Here is a 15,831-nt window from a genome sequence, read left to right as displayed (position 1 = left end):
AACCGGGCAGCGACGATACCTTGACACGTCTAACCCTGGCGTTAGATGTCATGGGGGGCGATTTCGGCCCATCCGTGACGGTGCCTGCAGCACTGCAGGCACTGAACTCTAATTCGCAACTCACACTTCTTTTAGTCGGCGATCCCGACGCCATCACGCCATTACTCGCCAAAGCTGACTTCGAACAACGTTCGCGTCTGCAGATTATTCCTGCGCAGTCAGTTATTGCCAGTGATGCGCGACCCGCGCAGGCTATCCGCAGCAGTCGCGGAAGCTCAATGCGCGTGGCGCTGGAGCTTGTGAAAGAAGGGCGGGCGCAAGCCTGCGTCAGCGCTGGCAACACCGGCGCGCTGATGGGTCTGGCGAAACTGCTGCTCAAACCGATCGAAGGTATTGAGCGGCCGGCGCTGGTGACGGTTTTACCGCACCAGCAGAAGGGCAAAACCGTGGTGCTGGATCTCGGCGCCAACGTCGATTGCGACAGCACGATGCTGGTGCAGTTCGCGGTAATGGGCGCGGTGCTGGCGGAAGAAGTGGTCGGCATTGCCAACCCCCGCGTCGCTTTGTTGAACATCGGCGAAGAAGAGATGAAAGGCCTTGGCAGCATCCGCGATGCTGCCGCAGTGCTCAAAACGCTGCCTTCCCTCAACTACATCGGCTATCTTGAAGCCAATGAACTGTTGACCGGAAAAACCGATGTGCTGGTTTGTGATGGATTCACGGGCAACGTCACATTAAAAACCATGGAAGGTGTTGTCAGAATGTTCCTTTCACTGCTGAAATCTCAGGGAGAGGGCAAAAAACGGTCGTGGTGGCTGCTGTTACTAAAACGTTGGTTACAAAAAAGCCTGGCGAGGCGATTCAGTCACCTCAACCCCGACCAGTATAATGGCGCCTGTCTGTTAGGATTGCGCGGTTCCGTGATCAAGAGTCATGGTGCTGCCAATCAACGCGCCTTTAGCGTCGCGATAGAGCAGGCAGTGCAGGCGGTGCAGCGGCAGATCCCTCAGCGGATCGCCGCGCGCCTGGAATCTTTATACCCAGCTGGTTTCGAGCTGCCGGAAAGCGACAGTGACGTGAACGCCCGACAGCAAAGCGGGACGAATGGCCACGATTGACGCCGCGGCGGTTGAACGAGGCGGGTATATCACCCAAGAGTGACTGAGCGTACATGTATACGAAGATTATTGGTACCGGCAGCTATCTGCCCGAGCAAGTGCGTACAAACGCCGACCTGGAAAAAATGGTAGAAACCTCTGACGAGTGGATTGTCACCCGCACAGGTATCCGTGAGCGTCGTATTGCCGCAGCGCATGAAACAGTTGCTACGATGGGCTTTGAAGCCGCAAAGCAGGCGCTGGCGATGGCGGGCGTGTCCGCGGAGCAAATTGGTCTGATTATCGTTGCGACCACCTCCGGCACGCACGCGTTTCCGAGTTCTGCATGCCAGATCCAGTCAATGCTGGGCGTTAAGGGTTGCCCGGCGTTTGATGTCGCCGCCGCCTGCGCCGGTTTCACCTATGCGCTAAGCGTCGCCGATCAGTATGTGAAGAACGGCGCGGTAGATTATGCGCTGGTTGTTGGCGCCGATGTGCTGGCGCGCACCTGCGATCCGGCGGATCGCGGAACGATTATTATTTTCGGCGACGGCGCCGGCGCGGTTGTGCTGGGCGCCTCCGAAGAGCCGGGCATTATCTCGACGCATCTGCATGCCGACGGCAGCTATGGCGAACTGCTGACCCTGCCGAACGCCGATCGCGTCGATCCGGAAAACCCGATCTATCTGACGATGGCCGGCAACGAAGTCTTCAAAGTGGCGGTCACCGAGCTGGCGCACATCGTTGATGAAACGCTGGCAGCGAATAATCTTGAACGTTCAGCGCTGGACTGGCTGGTGCCGCATCAGGCTAACCTGCGTATTATCAGCGCGACGGCGAAGAAACTGGGTATGTCGATGGATAACGTCGTTGTGACCCTCGACCGCCATGGCAACACCTCCGCGGCGTCAGTCCCTTGCGCGCTGGATGAGGCCGTCCGCGATGGCCGTATTCAGCGCGGTCAGCTGATTTTGCTGGAAGCCTTTGGTGGCGGTTTCACCTGGGGTTCCGCGCTGGTTCGTTTTTAGTATAAGGATTTAAACATGACGCAATTCGCATTTGTGTTCCCGGGGCAGGGCTCTCAGGCCGTAGGCATGCTGGCCGAAATGGCTGCCGCCTGGCCGGTCATTGAAGAGACCTTCGGTGAAGCTTCCGCAGCGTTGGGTTACGATCTGTGGGCGCTGACGCAACAGGGCCCGGCAGAAGAACTGAATAAGACCTGGCAGACTCAACCGGCGCTGCTCGCCGCCTCCGTGGCGCTGTACCGCGTCTGGCAACAGCAGGGCGGCAAAGCGCCAGCGCTGCTGGCGGGTCACAGCCTCGGCGAATACTCCGCGCTGGTATGCGCGGGCGTTATCGGTTTCGCTGATGCCGTGCGCCTGGTTGAGCTGCGTGGTAAATTCATGCAGGAAGCCGTACCGGAAGGTACCGGCGCCATGTCCGCGATTATCGGTCTGGACGACGCCGCTATCGCCAAAGCCTGTGAAGAATCTGCCGAAGGGCAGGTGGTCTCTCCGGTGAACTACAATTCTCCGGGCCAGGTGGTTATCGCCGGGCATAAAGAGGCCGTTGAACGCGCTGGCGCCGCCTGTAAAGCCGCCGGCGCCAAACGCGCGTTGCCGCTGCCGGTGAGCGTGCCGTCCCACTGCGCGCTGATGAAGCCAGCCGCAGAAAAACTGGCGGTAGAGCTGCAGAAAATCACCTTCAACGCGCCGACGATTCCGGTGGTGAATAACGTCGACGTGAAGTGCGAAACCGCGCCGGACGCCATTCGCGACGCGCTGGTGCGCCAGCTGTACAGCCCGGTGCAGTGGACCAAAACCGTTGAGTTTATGGCTACCGAGGGCGTATCGCACCTGTATGAGGTTGGCCCGGGTAAAGTCCTCACCGGCCTGACCAAACGTATTGTTGACACCCTGACCGCTTCCGCGCTTAACGAGCCGGCGGCGATGTCTGCGGCGCTTGAGCAATAAAAGAGGAAAACCATGAGTTTTGAAGGAAAAATCGCGCTGGTTACCGGTGCAAGCCGCGGTATTGGCCGTGCTATCGCTGAAACGCTCGTCGCCCGTGGCGCGAAAGTTATCGGTACTGCGACCAGCGAAAGCGGCGCGCAGGCGATCAGCGACTATTTAGGCGCCAATGGTAAAGGTCTGATGTTGAATGTGACCGACCCGGCATCTATTGAATCTGTTCTGGAAAATGTGCGCGCAGAGTTTGGCGAAGTGGATATCCTGGTGAATAATGCCGGGATCACTCGCGACAATCTGTTAATGCGCATGAAAGATGACGAGTGGAACGATATTATCGAAACCAACCTGTCATCGGTTTTCCGTCTGTCAAAAGCGGTAATGCGCGCTATGATGAAAAAGCGTCATGGACGTATTATCACTATCGGTTCTGTGGTTGGTACCATGGGAAATGCCGGTCAGGCCAACTACGCCGCGGCGAAAGCGGGTCTGATCGGCTTCAGTAAATCACTGGCGCGTGAAGTTGCGTCCCGCGGTATTACTGTAAACGTTGTTGCTCCGGGCTTTATTGAAACGGACATGACGCGTGCGCTGACCGATGAGCAGCGTGCGGGTACGCTGGCGGCAGTTCCTGCGGGGCGCCTTGGCACCCCAAATGAAATCGCCAGCGCGGTTGCATTTTTAGCCTCTGACGAAGCAAGTTACATCACTGGTGAAACGCTGCACGTCAACGGCGGAATGTACATGGTCTGACCGAGATTTGTGCAAAATGTTCAGGAACCGCGCACTTCGCACGGTTCTCTGTGCGGTTTTGTGCGAAAAGATTTGCGTTCTTAGGGCAAACGGCCTCAAAATAGCGCAAAATCGTGGTAAGACCTGCCGGGATTTAGTTGCAAATTTTTCAACATTTTATACACTACGAAAACCATCGCGAAAGCGAGTTTTGATAGGAAATTTAAGAGTATGAGCACTATCGAAGAACGCGTTAAGAAAATTATCGGCGAGCAGCTGGGCGTTAAGCAGGAAGAAGTTACCAACAATGCTTCCTTCGTTGAAGACCTGGGCGCTGATTCTCTTGACACCGTTGAGCTGGTAATGGCTCTGGAAGAAGAGTTTGATACTGAGATTCCGGACGAAGAAGCTGAGAAAATCACCACCGTTCAGGCTGCCATTGATTACATCAACGGCCACCAGGCGTAAGTGAACATCTCCAGGCGGTCATTCGACCGCCTGAGTTTTATCTTTTTATTGTCCCACAAGAATCTATTTTCCCTCCCTGGAGGACAAACGTGTCTAAGCGTCGTGTAGTTGTGACCGGACTGGGCATGTTGTCTCCTGTCGGCAATACCGTAGAGTCTACCTGGAAAGCTCTCCTTGCCGGTCAGAGTGGCATCAGCCTGATCGACCATTTCGATACTAGCGCCTATGCAACGAAATTTGCTGGCTTAGTAAAGGATTTTAACTGTGATGACATTATCTCGCGCAAAGAACAGCGCAAGATGGATGCCTTCATTCAATATGGAATTGTCGCTGGCGTTCAGGCCATGCAGGATTCTGGCCTTGAAGTGACGGAAGAGAATGCAACCCGTATTGGCGCCGCTATCGGCTCCGGTATCGGCGGTCTCGGCTTGATCGAAGAAAACCACAGTTCGCTGGTTAACGGCGGACCGCGCAAGATCAGCCCATTCTTCGTTCCTTCCACAATTGTTAACATGGTGGCCGGACATCTGACCATCATGTTTGGTCTGCGTGGGCCAAGTATCTCTATCGCGACCGCGTGTACTTCAGGCGTGCACAACATCGGCCAGGCCGCGCGCATCATCGCCTATGGCGATGCCGATGCGATGGTGGCAGGCGGCGCGGAAAAAGCCAGCACCCCGCTTGGCGTGGGCGGCTTCGGCGCGGCGCGTGCGCTCTCCACGCGCAATGACAACCCGCAGGCGGCGAGCCGTCCGTGGGATAAAGATCGTGACGGCTTCGTGCTGGGAGACGGCGCGGGTATGGTGGTGCTGGAAGAGTACGAGCATGCCAAAAAACGCGGCGCCAAAATCTACGCCGAGATCGTTGGCTTCGGCATGAGCAGCGATGCTTACCACATGACGTCACCGCCGGAAGATGGCGCGGGCGCCGCGCTGGCAATGGTGAATGCTATTCGCGATGCGGGCATCGAACCAGGCCAGATCGGCTACGTCAACGCCCACGGCACCTCGACGCCGGCCGGCGATAAAGCGGAAGCGCAGGCGGTTAAGTCTGTCTTCGGTGATGCGGCGAGCCGCGTACTGGTGAGCTCTACCAAATCCATGACCGGCCATCTGCTGGGTGCGGCAGGGGCGGTAGAGTCGATTTACTCTATCCTGGCGTTGCGCGATCAGGCGGTTCCGCCGACGATCAACCTCGACAACCCGGATGAAGGCTGCGACCTCGACTTCGTTCCACACGAAGCGCGTCAGGTTTCCGGTATGGAGTACACCCTGTGCAACTCCTTCGGCTTTGGCGGCACTAACGGTTCGCTGATCTTCAAAAAAGTGTGACAGGGCTTGCCCCGGCACTGCTTTAACAAAAGGCCCGTTCGTCGGGCCTTTTTTATTCAGCTTTCTCCCCTTGTTCTCTGCTCTGGGTCCTGACACACTGACCGACCAGTGAAAAGGAGTCCTTTATGTTCTTGATAAACGGCGTTGTACAGGACACGTTGGCAGCGAACGATCGCGCCATCCAGTTTGGCGACGGCTGTTTTACCACCGCCCGCATCCAGCAAGGGCAGGTTGCGCTACTGGACGCCCATCTGCAGCGTTTACAGACAACCTGTGAAAAATTACATATCCCATTTAACGACTGGCTGACGCTGAGCGAAGAGATGCAGCGTCTGGCTCGGCCGCACGCGCAGGGCGTGCTCAAGGTGACTCTCACCCGCGGCGTTGGGGGAAGGGGATACAGTACGGCAGGCTGCGTGTCGCCCACTCGCATTCTCAGCTTCTCTCCATACCCGGCGCATTATGCGCGCTGGCGGGAGGAGGGCATTACTCTGACCCAGAGTCCGGTGCCCCTGGGGCGCAACTCCTGGCTTGCCGGCCTGAAGCACCTTAATCGCCTTGAGCAGGTACTGATCCGCTCTCATCTTGAGCAGACGGACGCCGATGAGGCGCTGGTCCTTGACAGTGACGGGTGGCTTACGGAATGCTGTGCCGCGAATTTATTCTGGCGTCAGGGACGTGATGTATTTACTCCGCGACTCGATTATGCCGGGGTCAACGGCATTATGCGGCAGCGCTGTATCGCGCAGCTGGCACCATCGACGTTTCGCGTTGTCGAAGTGACAGCGCGTCCCGAGACGTTGCGGGAGGCCGATGAAGTGCTGATCTGCAATGCGCTGATGCCGCTGGTGCCGGTTCGCCGCTGGGAGGAGACCACCTGGTCCTCGCGTGAGCTTTACCATTTTTTAGCCCCTTTGTGTGAGCTGTCTGGTTAGTATGAAGAAAATGTTACGTTTTATCCTGTTGCTGGTCGTGCTGTTGGGCATCGCCGCGGCGGCAGGCATGTGGAAGGTACGCCAGCTGGCGGACAGCAAGCTGCTGATTAAGGAAGAGACCATCTTTACCCTCGAAGCCGGCACCGGCCGGCTGGCGCTGGGCCAGGATCTCTATCGCGAGAAGGTGATCAATCGCCCGCGCGTTTTCCAGTGGCTGCTACGGGTGGAACCTGAGCTGTCTCACTTCAAGGCCGGGACCTATCGCTTCACGCCGCAAATGACGGTGCGCGAGATGTTGCAGCTGCTGGCCAGCGGCAAAGAGGCGCAGTTTCCGCTGCGCTTTGTCGAAGGCATGCGCGTCAGCGACTACCTGCGCCAGCTGCGCGATGCCCCGTACGTGAAGCACACGCTTGAAGACGATAGCTACGCGACGGTGGCTAAGGCATTAGGTCTTGAGCATGCCGACTGGGTAGAGGGCTGGTTCTGGCCGGATACCTGGATGTACACCGCCAACACCAGCGATATCGCCATCCTCAAGCGCGCGCATCAGAAAATGGTCGCCGAAGTGGCGAAGGTCTGGGAAGGACGGATGGAGAATCTGCCCTATGCCGATCAGAACCAGCTGTTGACCATGGCCTCGATTATTGAAAAAGAGACCGCGGTAGCGGAAGAGCGCGACCGCGTCGCGTCGGTATTTATCAACCGCCTGCGCATCGGTATGCGCTTGCAGACCGATCCGACCGTAATCTACGGGATGGGCGCAGGATATACTGGTAAGTTAACGCGTAAGGATCTCGAGACGCCGACCGCATACAATACTTATACCATCAGCGGTTTGCCGCCGGGCCCTATCGCGGTGCCGGGCGAGGCCTCGCTGAAGGCGGCCGCCCATCCGGCGAAAACGCCATATCTTTATTTCGTCGCCGACGGGAAAGGGGGCCATACGTTTACCACAAACCTGGTCAGTCATAACCGTGCGGTGCAGGATTATCTGAAAGTACTTAAGGAAAAAAATGCGCAGTAACTATATCGTCATCGAGGGGCTGGAGGGCGCCGGGAAGACCACCGCACGTCAACTGGTGGTGGAGACGCTGCAGTCGGCGGGTATTCACGATATGGTGTTTACCCGCGAGCCGGGGGGCACAATCCTTGCCGAAAAACTGCGTAGCCTGGTGCTGGATATCCAGTCCACGGGCGATGAAGTGATTAACGATAAAGCGGAAGTGCTGATGTTTTACGCGGCGCGCGTCCAGTTGGTGGAGACCGTGATTAAGCCCGCGCTGGCCCGCGGCCAGTGGGTGATCGGCGATCGTCACGATCTGTCGACGCAGGCCTATCAGGGCGGCGGCCGGGGAATTGACCGCACGATGCTGGCGACGCTGCGCGACGCGGTACTCGGTGATTTTCGCCCCAATCTGACGCTGTATCTCGACGTCACGCCGGAAGTGGGGCTGCAGCGCGCCCGGGCCCGCGGCGAGCTGGATCGCATTGAGCAGGAGTCCATGAACTTTTTCAACCGTACCCGCGCGCGCTATCTTGAGCTGGCCGCCGCCGATCCTTCTATCCGCACGGTTGACGCAACTCAGCCGCTGGATGCCGTGGCGCGCGACATTCGCGCCACGATCGCCCAGTGGATGGCGGAGCAAGCGGCATGAAATGGTATCCGTGGCTGCGCCCCTCGTTCGAGCAACTGGTCGGTAGCTATCAGGCCGGACGAGGCCACCACGCCTTACTGTTACAGTCCCTGAACGGGATGGGCGGCGAGGCGTTGATTTACGCGCTGTGCCGCTTCCTGATGTGCCGCCAGCCCGAAGGACATAAAAGCTGCGGCCACTGCCATAGCTGTCAGCTGATGCAGGCCGGCACGCACCCCGATTACTATGCGCTCAGCCCCGAGAAGGGCAAGAGCGCGCTGGGTATTGACGCGGTGCGCGATGTCAATGAAAAGCTCTATGAACATGCGCGCCTTGGTGGGGCAAAAGTGGTCTGGATTAGCGATGCTGCCTTGCTGACCGATGCCGCCGCCAACGCGTTGCTGAAAACGCTGGAGGAGCCCCCGGAGAATACCTGGTTCTTCCTCGCCTGCGAGGAGCCGGCGCGTCTGCTGACCACTCTGCGCAGCCGCTGTCGCCTGCATCATCTGGCGCCGCCGTCTGAGCCTTATGCTCTGGCCTGGCTGGAGCGTGAGGTGAGCCTGCCGCAGGAGTCATTGTTGACCGCGTTACGCCTGTGCGCCAGCGCGCCGGCTGCGGCGCTCGAACTGTTACAGGAACCGCTGTGGACGGCGCGGCAGCAGTTGTGTCAGGCGCTGGCGGCTACCCTGGCGAGCGGTGACTGGCTGGCGCTGCTGCCGATACTCAATCATGAACAGGCGGCGGTTCGCCTGCACTGGCTGGCGTCGCTGCTGGTCGATGCGCAAAAACGACAGCAGGGGATTACCCTGGTGAGTAACCCTGACGTCTGGCCGCTGCTGGAGCAGCTGGCGCACAGCCTGCCCGCCGCCCGGCTGCAGGCGATTGCCCATGACGTCTGTACCTGCCGCGAGCAATTGCTCAACGTTGTCGGTGTCAACCGCGAACTGCTGCTTACCGAGCGCCTGCTGCGCTGGGAACATTACCTGCAACCCGGGACGGGTTTACCCGTCTCCCACCTCTGAGTGAGACATTATGTTTTTAGTCGACTCCCACTGCCATCTTGATGGTCTGGATTATCAAACTCTACACAAAAACGTCGACGACGTGCTGGCAAAAGCGGCCGCACGCGATGTGAAATTTTGCCTCGCCGTCGCCACGACGCTGCCTGGCTACCGCAGTATGCGCGAACTGGTGGGGACGCGTGACAACGTCGTCTTCTCCTGTGGCGTACACCCATTAAACCAGGACGAGCCCTGGGAGGTAGAGACTCTGCGCGCGCTGGCAGCGGAAGAGGGCGTCGTGGCGATGGGGGAGACCGGTCTGGATTATTTTTATACCCCGGAAACTAAAGCCCAACAGCAAAGCTCGTTCCGCGACCACATTCGTATCGGCCGTGAGCTCAATAAGCCGGTGATCGTCCATACCCGTGACGCGCGTGCCGATACTCTGGCTATTTTGCGCGAAGAAAAGGTGACGGATTGCGGTGGCGTACTACACTGTTTCACTGAGGACAGGGAGACAGCGGGCAAGCTGCTCGATATGGGGTTCTATATCTCGTTTTCCGGTATCGTCACTTTTCGTAACGCCGAGCAGCTGCGTGATGCGGCGCGCTACGTGCCGCTGGATCGCCTGCTGGTTGAAACCGATTCGCCGTACCTGGCGCCGGTCCCCCACCGCGGCAAAGAGAACCAGCCGGCGCTGGTCCGTGACGTTGCCGAGTATATGGCGGTACTGAAGGGGGTGTCGCTTGAGCAGCTGGCTCAGCAGACCACCGACAATTTTGCCACCCTGTTCCACATCGACCCCGCCCGTTTGCAACCTGCTTGATCTGCTTATTATTTTAAGGCTCGTAATTAATAGCCAAAGCGAGTAAAGTTCACCGCCACAAAAGTGGCGGTGAAGGTTTTTTAGCAACATCTGGATACAATTTATGTAAGTTGATGTAAATTTTTACCGGAAGGCTGATTGAAACGTGATAGCCGTCAAACAATCATCCCGTTAATTATTTTACTCTGTGTAATAAATAAAGGGCGCTTAGATGTCCTGTCCACGGCACGGTTCTCCCCCCGGGCCAATGCGTGAAAGCGTAAAAAAGTACCAAATACTCAGGAGCACTCTCAATTATGTTTAAGAATGCATTTGCTAACCTGCAGAAGGTCGGTAAATCGCTGATGCTGCCGGTATCCGTACTGCCTATCGCAGGTATCCTGCTGGGCGTCGGTTCCGCTAACTTCAGCTGGCTGCCAGCCGTGGTCTCCCACGTTATGGCAGAAGCAGGCGGTTCAGTTTTCGCCAATATGCCGCTGATCTTCGCTATCGGTGTGGCCCTCGGCTTCACCAATAACGACGGTGTATCCGCACTGGCTGCAGTCGTGGCTTACGGCATCATGGTGAAAACCATGGCGGTTGTTGCGCCGCTGGTGCTGCATTTACCTGCTGACGAGATTGCGGCAAAACACCTTGCTGATACCGGCGTGCTTGGCGGTATTATCTCCGGTGCTATCGCCGCCTACATGTTCAACCGCTTCTATCGCATCAAGCTGCCAGAATATCTCGGCTTCTTTGCGGGCAAGCGTTTTGTGCCGATTATCTCTGGTCTGGCCGCTATCTTCACCGGCGTGATCCTCTCCTTCATTTGGCCGCCGATCGGCTCCGCGATCCAAACCTTCTCCCAGTGGGCTGCTTATCAGAACCCAGTGGTGGCGTTTGGTATCTACGGTTTCATCGAACGTTGCCTGGTGCCGTTTGGTCTGCATCACATCTGGAACGTTCCTTTCCAGATGCAGATCGGCGAATACACCAACGCGGCTGGTCAGGTGTTCCACGGCGATATCCCGCGCTACATGGCAGGCGACCCGACGGCGGGCAAACTGTCTGGCGGCTTCCTGTTCAAAATGTATGGTCTGCCGGCAGCGGCTATCGCTATTTGGCACTCTGCTAAACCGGAAAACCGCGCCAAAGTGGGCGGTATCATGATCTCCGCCGCGCTGACCTCGTTCCTGACCGGTATCACCGAGCCGATCGAGTTCTCGTTCATGTTCGTGGCGCCGATCCTGTACGTTATCCATGCCATTCTGGCGGGCCTGGCGTTCCCGATCTGTATCCTGCTGGGTATGCGTGACGGTACCTCGTTCTCTCACGGCCTGATCGACTTTATCGTGCTGTCCGGTAACAGCAGCAAACTGTGGCTGTTCCCGATTGTTGGTATCTGCTATGCGATCGTGTACTACGTCATTTTCCGTGTGCTGATTAAAGCCCTGGATCTGAAAACACCGGGTCGTGAAGACACCACCGAAGAGAGCAAAGCTGGCGCCACCAGCGAGATGGCTCCGGCTCTGGTCGCCGCTTTCGGCGGTAAAGAGAACATCACCAACCTCGACGCATGTATTACTCGTCTGCGTGTTAGCGTGGCGGATGTAGCGAAAGTTGACCAGGCTGGCCTGAAAAAACTGGGCGCCGCTGGCGTGGTAGTGGCAGGTTCTGGCGTACAGGCCATCTTCGGTACCAAGTCCGATAACCTGAAAACTGAAATGGATGAGTACATCCGTAACAGTTAAGACGTAGTATCGGGGAGACTAAGGCAGCCAACTGGCTGCCTTTTTTATGCGCTAAAGTCGGTGCCCCACAAGCGATAACCCTGAAAACAGTCCGCCATATGCTTATTCCCTCAGCAGCTAAGTCTATAGTTGAATAAGAAAAAGAGCTTTCAGGTTGAAAGAGAGGGAGAATGTCGCTCATACTCTTAGCGGAACCTGTGCGTCCGCGTTTATCTGCAGAAGCAGGCCAGCGCACGGGATAAAACTTATAAGGAATCAGTCATGGCAGAAGAAACGATTTTCAGCAAAATCATTCGCCGGGAGATCCCGTCGGATATTGTCTATCAGGATGAGCTTGTGACCGCTTTTCGCGACATCTCCCCGCAGGCGCCCACCCATATTCTGATTGTCCCGAATGTTCTGATTCCTACCGTAAATGACGTCACCGCTGAACATGAGCTGGCGCTGGGCCGGATGATGACCGTCGCGGCGAAGATCGCCCGCGATGAAGGTCTTGCCGACGATGGCTATCGGTTGATCGTCAACTGCAACCGCCACGGCGGCCAGGAAGTGTACCATATCCATATGCATCTGCTGGGCGGTCGTCCGCTTGGCCCGATGCTGGCGCACAAAGGCTAACGTCATGCTCAGGACCCTTTTGGGCGCGTGTCTGGCGGCGGGGCTACTCGCCGGGTGTAGTTCACACCCGGAGATCCCGGTTTCTGACCAGCAGGCGCTGGTGATGGAGTCGAGCGTGCTGGCGGCGGGGATCAGCGCCAGCGAGCCTGCCGTCGTGGCGACAGAGATTCAGGCTACCGCCTCCTCAACGCTATATAACGAGCGCCAGCAGCCGGTTACCGTGCACTATCGTTTTTTCTGGTATGACGCCCGAGGGCTGGAGATGCATCCGCTGGACGCGCCGCGCACCATCGTGGTACCGGCCCGCTCCTCGGTCACGTTATATGGCAGCGCCAATATCCTGGGGGCGCATAAGGCCCGCCTTTATCTTTATCTGTAAGGGGTAATTATAATGATGAAAATGTGTCGCTATGCGTTAATCACAGCACTGGCGATATTCCTCGCAGGCTGTGCGGGGTTGCGGGAGCAGCCCGCGCCGGTAGAAGAGGCCAAACCGCAGCCGCAGCAGCCTGCGCAGCCGCAGCCCACGGTGCCGACCGTACCGGCGGTGCCCTCTGTCCCGGCGCAGCCTGGGCCGATTGAGCATCAGGATCAGCAGTCGGGTCAGCCGGCGCCGCGCGTGCGTCATTATGACTGGAACGGCGCGGTTCAGCCGCTGGTGGGGCAGATGCTGCAGGCGAGTGGGGTCAATGCCGGCAGTATTCTGCTGGTTGACAGCGTGAACAACCGCACCAACGGTTCGCTGAATGCTGGAGAAGCCACCACTGCGCTACGTAGTGCGCTGGCCGGTAACGGCAAATTTACCCTGGTATCGGCGCAGCAGCTGGCGGTCGCCAAGCAGCAGCTGGGCCTGTCGCCGCAGGACAGCCTTGGCAGCCGCAGCAAAGCCATGGGCATCGCCCGCAACGTGGGCGCGCAGTATGTGCTTTACTCCAATGCCACCGGCAACGTCAACGCGCCTGAGCTGAAAATGCAGCTCATGCTGGTGCAAACCGGTGAGATAATCTGGTCAGGTAAAGGTGCTGTTCAGCAACAATAAGCTAACGCGCGACGAGCTCTTGTCGCGCTTCTTTCCCCATTATCATCCTGTCGCCTCGCTGAGCCAGAGTGGCCTCAGCGGCGGCAGTGTGATTATCAGCGACGGCGACCGGCGGCACGTGCTGCGTCAGCCGCACGATCCGTCTGCCGCCACTTACCATTTTCGCCGTCAGTATCACGCACTCCGCCGACTGCCTGCCAGGCTGGCGCCAACCCCGCTGTTTTACTCACCCTGCTGGTTGGTGGTGGAGTATTGCGCAGGGGAGGTGAAAAGCGAGTTACCGGCCTCCCCGCAGCTGTCAGGCTTATTGTATGATTTGCATCAGCAACCGCGGTTTGGCTGGCGGGTTAGCCTCACACCACTGCTGGCCCAGTACTGGCAGAGGTGCGATCCGGCGCGGCGCAAGCCGCGTTGGCTGCGCTGGCATCAGCGGCTGCGCCGCCAGGGCGAGCCCCGTCCCCTGCGGCTGGCGCCGCTGCACATGGACGTCCATGCCGGCAATATTATTCATAATGAGTCCGGCCTGAGGCTGATCGACTGGGAATATGCCGGCGATGGCGATATCGCGCTGGAGCTGGCCGCGGTGTGGATCACGCCTGGCGAGCGCCGTCGGCTGGTAGAAGCGTATGCCCGGCGGGCGGCCATCGACGCGCAGCAGCTATGGCGGCAGGTGGCGCGCTGGCGCCCGTGGGTACTGCTGCTGATGGCGGGCTGGTATGAAATGCGCTGGCGGCAGAGCGGGGACCGGCAATTTATCACGCTGGCAGATGAAATATGGTGTCAGTTAGACAACGAACGTAAAGGATAAGAGAGGTCAGTGTGGGCCCAGTGATGTTGGATGTCGAAGGGTATGAGCTGGATGCGGAAGAGCGAGAAATTCTGGCGCATCCGCTGGTGGGAGGGTTGATCCTCTTTACCCGAAATTATCACGATCCGGCGCAGCTGCGCGAGCTGGTGCGCCAGATCCGCGACGCCTCCCGGAACCACCTGGTGGTGGCGGTCGATCAGGAAGGGGGGCGGGTTCAGCGTTTCCGCGAAGGGTTTACCCGTTTACCGGCGGCCCAGTCTTTCGCCGCGCTGCTGGGGATGGAAGAGGGGGGCAAACTGGCCGCCGAAGCCGGCTGGCTGATGGCCAGCGAAATGATCGCCATGGATATCGATATTAGTTTTGCGCCAGTGCTGGACGTCGGCCATATCAGCGCCGCAATCGGCGAACGTTCTTATCATGAAGATCCGCAGAAAGCGCTGACGATGGCGCGTCACTTCATTGACGGGATGCACGCCGCGGGCATGAAAACCACCGGCAAACACTTCCCGGGACACGGGGCGGTGACTGCCGATTCGCACAAAGAGACGCCGTTCGATCCGCGGGCGGCATCGGTTATCCGCGACCATGATATGGCGGTGTTCAAAAGCCTTATCGCCGAGCAGCGTCTGGACGCCATTATGCCGGCGCATGTGATTTACCCGGAGCTCGATCCGCGTCCGGCCAGCGGCTCGGCGTACTGGCTGAAAACGGTGCTGCGCGGCGAACTGGGCTTTGACGGGGTGATTTTCTCCGACGATCTGTCGATGGAAGGGGCGGCGATCATGGGCAGCTATGCCGAACGCGGTCAGGCATCGCTCGACGCCGGTTGCGATATGATCCTCGTCTGCAATAATCGTAAAGGCGCGGTCAGTGTGCTGGATAACCTGTCGCCGATCAAAGCAGAGCGTGTTACGAAATTGTATCATAAAGGTTCCTTTTCCCGTCAGGAGTTAAGGGATTCAGCCCGTTGGAAAACGGTGAGTGCCCAGCTGGAGCAGCTTCATGCGCGCTGGCAAGAGGCGAAGTCCGCGTAACGCTCTACGGGGCGTTGTTGTCTGGTGAGGATGCGATGATTATCTATTTACACGGTTTTGACTCGAACAGCCCCGGTAACCATGAGAAGGTGATGCAGCTGCAGTTTATCGACCCGGACGTGCGGTTGATTAGCTACAGCACGCGGCATCCCAAGCACGATATGCAGCATTTGCTGAAAGAGGTCGATAAAATGCTGCAGCTCACTGCCGATGACCGGCCGCTGATCTGCGGCGTCGGCCTTGGCGGCTACTGGGCGGAGCGGATTGGTTTTCTGTGCGATATCCGCCAGGCGGTGTTCAATCCAAACCTGTTTCCGCATGAGAACATGGAAGGCAAAATCGACCGACCGGAAGAGTATGCTGACATCGCCACCAAGTGCGTGACCAACTTCCGCGAGAAGAACCGCGATCGCTGCCTGGTGGTGCTTTCCCGCCAGGACGAGGCGTTGGACAGCCAGCGTTCCGCCGATCTCCTGCACCACTATTATGAAATTATCTGGGATGAAGAGCAGACCCATAAGTTTAAAAATATCTCGCCGCATCTGCAGCGGCTGAAAGCGTTTAAAACCCTCGGCTAACTGCTTTCCCTTGTTCCCAAACCCGCGTCGGGT

Annotated in this window: 18 protein-coding genes; all 18 read left to right on the top strand. The window is 58.1% G+C overall.

Features of this window, described 5'->3' with window-relative positions; translation table 11 throughout:
• Nucleotides 1-20 precede the first annotated feature (20 nt).
• The 18 genes from plsX (at nucleotide 21) to ycfP (ending at nucleotide 15,798) form a co-directional block, all read left to right on the top strand.
• Complete coding sequence (gene plsX / locus OHJ17_RS15975; RefSeq protein ID WP_004224085.1) at nucleotides 21-1,118, top strand: phosphate acyltransferase PlsX; 1,098 nt, start codon at nucleotides 21-23, stop codon at nucleotides 1,116-1,118.
• A gap of 53 nt (nucleotides 1,119-1,171) precedes the next feature.
• The gene (locus tag OHJ17_RS15970) at nucleotides 1,172-2,125 is read left to right on the top strand and encodes a beta-ketoacyl-ACP synthase III (RefSeq protein ID WP_002899288.1); all 954 of its coding nucleotides are present in this window, start codon (nucleotides 1,172-1,174) and stop codon (nucleotides 2,123-2,125) included.
• Nucleotides 2,126-2,140: 15 nt separating this feature from the next.
• Complete coding sequence (fabD, locus tag OHJ17_RS15965) at nucleotides 2,141-3,070, top strand: ACP S-malonyltransferase (protein WP_009308402.1); 930 nt, start codon at nucleotides 2,141-2,143, stop codon at nucleotides 3,068-3,070.
• A gap of 12 nt (nucleotides 3,071-3,082) precedes the next feature.
• Nucleotides 3,083-3,817 (top strand): 3-oxoacyl-ACP reductase FabG, encoded by a 735-nt coding sequence (fabG, locus tag OHJ17_RS15960; RefSeq protein WP_002899294.1) that lies wholly within the window; start codon nucleotides 3,083-3,085, stop codon nucleotides 3,815-3,817.
• Nucleotides 3,818-4,027: 210 nt separating this feature from the next.
• Nucleotides 4,028-4,264, top strand: a complete 237-nt coding sequence (gene acpP, locus OHJ17_RS15955) for an acyl carrier protein (protein WP_000103754.1) — start codon at nucleotides 4,028-4,030, stop codon at nucleotides 4,262-4,264.
• Between the two features lie 89 nt (nucleotides 4,265-4,353).
• Nucleotides 4,354-5,595, top strand: coding sequence for a beta-ketoacyl-ACP synthase II (gene fabF / locus OHJ17_RS15950; RefSeq protein WP_002900666.1), 1,242 nt, complete (start codon nucleotides 4,354-4,356; stop codon nucleotides 5,593-5,595).
• A gap of 125 nt (nucleotides 5,596-5,720) precedes the next feature.
• On the top strand, nucleotides 5,721-6,530 hold the full coding sequence (gene pabC, locus OHJ17_RS15945) for an aminodeoxychorismate lyase (protein ID WP_021467041.1): 810 nt from the start codon (nucleotides 5,721-5,723) through the stop codon (nucleotides 6,528-6,530).
• Between the two features lies 1 nt (nucleotide 6,531).
• The gene (yceG, locus tag OHJ17_RS15940) at nucleotides 6,532-7,554 is read left to right on the top strand and encodes a cell division protein YceG (RefSeq protein WP_002900671.1); all 1,023 of its coding nucleotides are present in this window, start codon (nucleotides 6,532-6,534) and stop codon (nucleotides 7,552-7,554) included.
• Nucleotides 7,544-8,185: a dTMP kinase gene (gene tmk, locus OHJ17_RS15935; RefSeq protein ID WP_002900674.1), complete on the top strand. Its 642-nt coding sequence runs from the start codon at nucleotides 7,544-7,546 to the stop codon at nucleotides 8,183-8,185. The genes yceG and tmk overlap by 11 nt, the downstream gene beginning before the upstream one ends.
• Nucleotides 8,182-9,186: a DNA polymerase III subunit delta' gene (holB, locus tag OHJ17_RS15930; protein WP_002900676.1), complete on the top strand. Its 1,005-nt coding sequence runs from the start codon at nucleotides 8,182-8,184 to the stop codon at nucleotides 9,184-9,186. The genes tmk and holB overlap by 4 nt, the downstream gene beginning before the upstream one ends.
• Before the next feature lie 10 nt (nucleotides 9,187-9,196).
• Nucleotides 9,197-9,991, top strand: a complete 795-nt coding sequence (locus OHJ17_RS15925) for a metal-dependent hydrolase (RefSeq protein ID WP_004140680.1) — start codon at nucleotides 9,197-9,199, stop codon at nucleotides 9,989-9,991.
• 296 nt (nucleotides 9,992-10,287) lie between these two features.
• Nucleotides 10,288-11,721 (top strand): PTS glucose transporter subunit IIBC, encoded by a 1,434-nt coding sequence (gene ptsG / locus OHJ17_RS15920; protein ID WP_002900680.1) that lies wholly within the window; start codon nucleotides 10,288-10,290, stop codon nucleotides 11,719-11,721.
• A gap of 261 nt (nucleotides 11,722-11,982) precedes the next feature.
• Nucleotides 11,983-12,339 (top strand): purine nucleoside phosphoramidase, encoded by a 357-nt coding sequence (hinT, locus tag OHJ17_RS15915; protein WP_002900681.1) that lies wholly within the window; start codon nucleotides 11,983-11,985, stop codon nucleotides 12,337-12,339.
• 4 nt (nucleotides 12,340-12,343) lie between these two features.
• Nucleotides 12,344-12,718, top strand: coding sequence for a YcfL family putative periplasmic lipoprotein (locus tag OHJ17_RS15910; RefSeq protein ID WP_002900683.1), 375 nt, complete (start codon nucleotides 12,344-12,346; stop codon nucleotides 12,716-12,718).
• Between the two features lie 21 nt (nucleotides 12,719-12,739).
• Nucleotides 12,740-13,378, top strand: coding sequence for a penicillin-binding protein activator LpoB (gene lpoB, locus OHJ17_RS15905; protein ID WP_014342994.1), 639 nt, complete (start codon nucleotides 12,740-12,742; stop codon nucleotides 13,376-13,378).
• A complete protein-coding gene (gene thiK / locus OHJ17_RS15900) occupies nucleotides 13,359-14,186 on the top strand; it encodes a thiamine kinase (RefSeq protein ID WP_015958182.1) in 828 nt (275 codons plus the stop codon). Before lpoB ends, thiK begins: the two co-directional genes overlap by 20 nt.
• A gap of 23 nt (nucleotides 14,187-14,209) precedes the next feature.
• Nucleotides 14,210-15,220 carry a beta-N-acetylhexosaminidase gene (gene nagZ, locus OHJ17_RS15895; protein ID WP_004147935.1) on the top strand — a complete coding sequence of 337 codons (1,011 nt, stop codon included), beginning with the start codon at nucleotides 14,210-14,212 and terminating at the stop codon, nucleotides 15,218-15,220.
• Nucleotides 15,221-15,255: 35 nt separating this feature from the next.
• On the top strand, nucleotides 15,256-15,798 hold the full coding sequence (gene ycfP / locus OHJ17_RS15890; protein WP_002900775.1) for an alpha/beta hydrolase YcfP: 543 nt from the start codon (nucleotides 15,256-15,258) through the stop codon (nucleotides 15,796-15,798).
• Nucleotides 15,799-15,831: the final 33 nt, after the last annotated feature.

Source organism: Klebsiella sp. KP20-425-1, from assembly GCF_025813515.1.
Classification (GTDB): Bacteria; Pseudomonadota; Gammaproteobacteria; order Enterobacterales; family Enterobacteriaceae; genus Klebsiella; species Klebsiella pneumoniae.
This window is presented reverse-complemented; position numbering and strand designations above follow the sequence as displayed.

Bases quoted from the DNA above. Each gene is read 5' to 3' on its own strand.
- ptsG (WP_002900680.1), top strand. From the start codon at position 10,288: ATGTTTAAGAATGCATTTGCTAACCTGCAGAAGGTCGGTAAATCGCTG.
- tmk (WP_002900674.1), top strand. From the start codon at position 7,544: ATGCGCAGTAACTATATCGTCATCGAGGGGCTGGAGGGCGCCGGGAAG.
- ycfP (WP_002900775.1), top strand. From the start codon at position 15,256: ATGATTATCTATTTACACGGTTTTGACTCGAACAGCCCCGGTAACCAT.
- nagZ (WP_004147935.1), top strand. From the start codon at position 14,210: ATGTTGGATGTCGAAGGGTATGAGCTGGATGCGGAAGAGCGAGAAATT.
- hinT (WP_002900681.1), top strand. From the start codon at position 11,983: ATGGCAGAAGAAACGATTTTCAGCAAAATCATTCGCCGGGAGATCCCG.
- OHJ17_RS15970 (WP_002899288.1), top strand. From the start codon at position 1,172: ATGTATACGAAGATTATTGGTACCGGCAGCTATCTGCCCGAGCAAGTG.
- holB (WP_002900676.1), top strand. From the start codon at position 8,182: ATGAAATGGTATCCGTGGCTGCGCCCCTCGTTCGAGCAACTGGTCGGT.
- OHJ17_RS15910 (WP_002900683.1), top strand. From the start codon at position 12,344: ATGCTCAGGACCCTTTTGGGCGCGTGTCTGGCGGCGGGGCTACTCGCC.
- fabD (WP_009308402.1), top strand. From the start codon at position 2,141: ATGACGCAATTCGCATTTGTGTTCCCGGGGCAGGGCTCTCAGGCCGTA.
- acpP (WP_000103754.1), top strand. From the start codon at position 4,028: ATGAGCACTATCGAAGAACGCGTTAAGAAAATTATCGGCGAGCAGCTG.
- pabC (WP_021467041.1), top strand. From the start codon at position 5,721: ATGTTCTTGATAAACGGCGTTGTACAGGACACGTTGGCAGCGAACGAT.
- yceG (WP_002900671.1), top strand. From the start codon at position 6,532: ATGAAGAAAATGTTACGTTTTATCCTGTTGCTGGTCGTGCTGTTGGGC.
- OHJ17_RS15925 (WP_004140680.1), top strand. From the start codon at position 9,197: ATGTTTTTAGTCGACTCCCACTGCCATCTTGATGGTCTGGATTATCAA.
- fabG (WP_002899294.1), top strand. From the start codon at position 3,083: ATGAGTTTTGAAGGAAAAATCGCGCTGGTTACCGGTGCAAGCCGCGGT.
- lpoB (WP_014342994.1), top strand. From the start codon at position 12,740: ATGTGTCGCTATGCGTTAATCACAGCACTGGCGATATTCCTCGCAGGC.